The sequence below is a fragment of the Pseudonocardia sp. genome (genome assembly GCF_025965585.1).
In the GTDB taxonomy this organism is placed as follows: domain Bacteria; phylum Actinomycetota; class Actinomycetes; order Mycobacteriales; family Pseudonocardiaceae; genus Pseudonocardia.
The window spans coordinates 1-4,955 of record NZ_JAOPWR010000310.1; the positions used below are offsets into that span (position 1 = coordinate 1).

General features: G+C 72.8%; 4 protein-coding genes. All 4 read left to right on the plus strand.

All coding sequences use genetic code 11. The annotated features are described in order from the left end of the window. Positions 1–2,472: AAA family ATPase (locus JWR81_RS18915; protein WP_297654244.1), on the plus strand; the 2,472-nt coding region annotated here is incomplete at its 5' end. Continuing rightward, the gene (locus JWR81_RS18920; protein ID WP_297654247.1) at positions 2,469–2,831 is read left to right on the plus strand and encodes a hypothetical protein; all 363 of its coding nucleotides are present in this window, start codon (positions 2,469–2,471) and stop codon (positions 2,829–2,831) included. The genes JWR81_RS18915 and JWR81_RS18920, both read left to right, overlap by 4 nt. Positions 2,832–3,270: 439 nt before the next feature. Beyond that, positions 3,271–3,888, plus strand: a complete 618-nt coding sequence (locus JWR81_RS18925) for a YigZ family protein (RefSeq protein ID WP_297654250.1) — start codon at positions 3,271–3,273, stop codon at positions 3,886–3,888. Positions 3,889–4,281: 393 nt separating this feature from the next. Next, positions 4,282–4,955: LLM class F420-dependent oxidoreductase (locus tag JWR81_RS18930; protein WP_297654253.1), on the plus strand; the 674-nt coding region annotated here is incomplete at its 3' end.

Genomic DNA, 4,955 nt, shown 5'->3' on the forward strand with positions numbered 1-4,955 from the left:
TACGGTGACGGTGACCACAACGAAGGGGGACCCGTGGACGAGGCCGAGCACGGACTGCACGACCTGCTGCTCGAACGTCTCGTCGCCGACCCGGCCGTCGACGACCGGGTCGCCGGGATCGTCCTCGCCGCCTGGGAGAGCGACGAGGACCTCGCCGCCGCCGCGGCGGGCCGGCCGACGGCGGCCGGGGACCCCACCGTCCCTCCCGAGCGCGCCCAGCAGCCTGACATGTACCTCGCTGCCGTGCACGTCGAGGGCTTCCGCGGCATCGGTGAGCCTGCGACGTTGCCCCTGCTCCCCGGCCCGGGCTTGACCCTCGTGACCGGCCGCAACGGGTCCGGCAAGTCGAGCTTCGCCGAAGCCGCGGAGCTGGCGCTGACCGGCAACAGCGGCCGATGGTCGGGCCGCACCGCCGTCTGGCGTGACGGCTGGCGCAACCTCCACTCCGACGGCCCGACTACGGTCACGGTGGACCTCGTGACGGCCGGGACCTCCGCCACCACCCGGATCGAGCGCCGATGGGAGGCGGGCACGGAGCTCGACGGCGGACGCTGGACGCGGCAGCGCGGCAAGGACAAGCGCGAGCAGTTCGACGGCGCCGAGTGGCGCGAGGACATGACCACCTACCGGCCGTTCCTGTCCTACAGCGAGCTGGGCGCACTGATCGACGGCAAGCCCAGCGAGCTGCACGATGCGCTGCACAGCCTGCTCGGCCTCGGCCCGCTGGGCGAAGCTCAGGAGCGGATACGGCTGCTGCGCAAGCACCTTTCCGACGACGCGCGCGCCGTCGGCGCCACCCGCCGCGCTCTGCGTACCGAACTGGCCGAGATCGACGACCCGCGCGTCGCGCAGGCCGCTGCGCTGCTCAAGCCGACCGCACCCGACCTGCCCGCGCTCGCCGCGTTGGTCGCCGGCGTCGACGAGGAGAGCGGAGAGCCTGCGGTCCTCGCCACCCTGATCGCGTTGCGAGCGCCGGACGCCGGGATCCTCTCCGCGGCGACCAATCGGATCCGAACGGCCGCGGACCGGGTCAACGCAATGGCCGGCGACGAGGTGCGCTCCGCCGACCGGGTCGCGGCTCTGCTCCGGGACGCCCTGCACCACCACGACGGCCGCGAGACCGTCCCCTGCCCCGTCTGCCTGCGGGGCACGCTCGACGCCGGATGGCGCGCGGAAGCCGGCGAGCGGGCGGCCGCCCTCGAGCAGGCGGCTTCCGAACTGCGTCAGGCCAACGCCGAGCTGGCCGCTGCCGTCGCCGCCGCTCGCGCGCTCGCCGACCCGGTGCCGGAGGCACTGACCGGTCCGGCACCCGTCGCCGTCGAGCAGGTGCGCGAGTGCTGGACATCATGGGCGCAGGCTGGACGCACGGCGGGCCCCGTTGAGCTCGCGCATGCCCTCGACCGGGCACACGACCCCCTCGTCGAAGCGGTGGCCGACGTCGGCAAGCGCGCGCAGGAGGAGCTCACCCAGCGCGACGAGGTGTGGGCTCCCGTTGCGCGACGACTCAGCACCTTCCATGACGACGCGACCCGGGTCGCCTCCCAGGCCGGGCTGCTCGCGACCCTGCAGAAGGCCGAGGAATGGCTGGCCTCCACGGCCGGTGCCCTGCGCGACCAGCGGCTCGCCCCGTTCGCTGAAGCCTCCCAGAGGGTCTGGCAGCAGCTGCGCCAGCAGAGCAACGTCGATCTGGGGCCCGTGCGCCTCGACGGGACGAAGACCCGCCGCCGGGTCGCCATGGACGTCCGCATCGACGGCGCCGACGGCGGCACCGCTCTGGGCGTGATGAGCCAGGGCGAGCTGCACGCGCTCGGGCTGTCGCTGTTCCTGCCCCGCGCGACCGTCGAACAGAGCCCGTTCCGTTTCGTCCTCATCGACGACCCGGTGCAGGCCATGGATCCCGCGAAGGTCGACGGCCTCGCCCGCGTCCTCGCGGAGGTGGCCGCCACCCGCCAGGTCGTGGTGCTCACCCACGACGACCGCCTCGCAGACGCCGTCCGCCGCCTGGAGCTCTCGGCCACCGTCTGGGAGGTGCAGCGCGGCGAGCGGTCCGTGGTGGAGATGCGCCGCAGCGACGACCCGATCCAGCGCTATCTCGACGACGCCCGCGCGATGGCGCTGACGAAGGAGCTGCCACCCGACATCCGCGGCGAGCTGGTCGCGTCCTGCTGCCGCAGCGCGCTCGAGGCGGCGTGCCACGCGAAGATCCGCACCGTCCGCCTCAGCCGGGGCGAGACGCACGCGGCGGTGGAGACGGCGATCGCGGAAGCGACCACGACGAACAAGAAGGCCACGCTCGCCGTGTTCGACGACCCGAACCGGGGCGGGGACCTGCTCGGTCGCCTCAAGTCTGTGGGTCCGTGGGCGGTCGACGCCTTGCAGAAGTGCAAGCAGGGCGCCCACCACGGCCTCACCGGCGACCTCCGGCCGTTCGTGCAGGACGTGAAGAGGCTCGCCGAGTGGATCCAGAGATGAGCCACGACGCGCTGCGCCGTCTCGCCGTCGCCGATCGCATCCTCCGCGAGCCCGACCTCGTGGAGGCCGGGACCTGGCCGCGGGCGTGTACGTGGCTGATCCGACTGGCCCTGGAACATGCGGTGGACGACTACTGGACGACGCACCGCCCGGAGGTCGGCACCGCCTCCAGGCGGGCTCAGCTCCTGGCGCTGACCCGTACGGTCGACCCGGAACTGGGGCGGCGGGGGACGGAGCTGTGGCACCAGCTCAGCCGGGCGGCGCACCACCACGCCTACGAGCTGGCGCCGACAGCGGCGGAGCTCCGGGAGTGGCACACGGCCGTTCTCGGCGTCGTCGACGGTCTCCACGCCCGCTGATCGACTGCGGGAAGCCGACCACAACCCGATCAACTCCCGACGGTCGAGCCACTCGTCCGGTTCCGGCCTTCCGCTCTCCCGCGCGAGACGAACCCGGCCGCGCCCAGCTCGGCAGCGGTCAGGACGTCGATCTTCACCCCGCGATGCTCGGCCGGGAAACCCGCCTTCCCGGCGAGGCTGACGACGTAGCCGTGACGGCGGTCCTGGACATGCGGCGCGATCAGCCATGGTCGGGCCGCGGCCGCAGCCGCTCGACGGCGTCGAGGCCCACCTCGAACGGCACGCCGGAGAACGTCTCCCCGGTCGGCGCCGAGCTGCCACCACCCGAGCCCGACAACGCCGATCTCCCGGCCGAGCCGACCTGTCCCGCGGATCTCCGTGGGTGAATCGCTTCACGCGTCGTTTGACGGACAGGGCACCGGTGGGCGACGGTCGGCCCGTGCTCGTGATCGCCAGGGACGGAACGCACGAGATCGAGATCCATCGATCCCGGTTCCGCTGCCACCTGGCCCGCGTCGGCGATGTCGACGCCGCCATGGCCTTCATCGCCGCGATCCGCCGGGAGCACTGGGACGCCACCCACAACTGCTCGGCGCTGCGGGTGGGGCCCGACGGCGGTGCGCAGCGCTCCAGCGACGACGGCGAGCCCGCGGGTACAGCGGGTGTCCCGATGCTCGAGGTGCTGGTCCGGCGCGAGCTCACCGACACCGTCGCGGTGGTCACGCGATGGTTCGGTGGCACCAAGCTCGGCGCCGGCGGGCTCGTCCGCGCCTACGGCCGGGCGGTGTCCGAGGCGATCGACGCGGTCGGCACGCTGCGCCGCGTCCGCCACCGCACGTTCACCCTCGCCGCCCCGCACGCCGACGCCGGCCGGCTGCAGAACGCGCTGCACACCGCAGGCCACCCGATCGCGGACGTCGCCTACGGCCGCGACGCTGTGTTCACCGTGCACGTGCCCGAGGCGGCGGCGTCCGGCTTCGTCGGTTGGGTGGCGGAGCAGACGGGCGGGGCCGTCGAGCCGGTTGCGGGCGACGCGGTGGAGCTCGACGTCCTCTGATTACTGCCGATCAGAGCAGGTTGTGCCAGCTCACCATGCCCACCAGCCTGCCGTGCTCGACCGCCGGCAGCCGCAGAGCCGCCCTCGCGAGGTCGGTGCGCGCGAGAATGCTGAGGTGCAGCGGACCCCGATGAGCGGGTGTGCAGCATCTCGGCGAGCTCCGCCTCCGACCCCGTGACGCACGTGCGCGAGCCGTGCAGCCGCACGCTGCCGTGGTGGCGGGCGCCGTCGCCCACATCGTCGGGAAGGTGGACGGACTCCTGCTCGTAGCTGCTGATCCAGACCGGACAGCATCGGGTGGTGGTGTGGCCGTCACCGACGCAGGACCATGCGACCGACGCAACTCAGGACCCGCACCGAGTAGTGGACCGCAGAAGGGGTATAGACAGTCACGTGAAATTCGGAATCGCCACGTTCGTGACCGACGAAGGTATCCGCCCGGACGCGCTGGGACGAGCGGTGGAGGAGCGTGGGTTCGACTCGGTGTTCCTCGCCGAGCACTCCCATATCCCCGCCAGCCGGGAGACGCCTTACCCGGGTGGCGGCGACCTGCCCCGGGTCTACTACCGCACGCTCGACCCGTTCGTCGCGCTCACGGCGGCCGGGGCGGCCACATCGACGTTGATACTCGGCACCGGTATCGCCCTGCTCCCCCAGCGCGATGTGATCCACACCGCGATGCAGGTCGCCAGCCTCGACCTGCTCTCCGGCGGCCGCGTGGCGTTCGGGGTCGGCTCCGGCTGGAATCGCGAGGAGATGCGCAACCACGGCGTCGAACCCCGCACCCGCGGCGCGCTCATGAACGAGCAGCTCGCCGCGCTCATCGAGATCTGGGGGAAGGACGTGGCCGAGTTCCACGGCGAGTACGTGGACTTCGGCCCGATCTACGCCTGGCCCAAGCCGGTGCAGAAGCCCCACCCACCGATCTACCTCGGCGGGGAGAGCCCTGCCGCGCTCGACCGGCTGCTGCGCTACGGCGACGCCTGGCTGCCCCGCGCCCACACCACCACCGACGAGCTGCGCCGCGTCCGGGCCTGGCTCGCCGAACACGGACGCACCGACGTGCC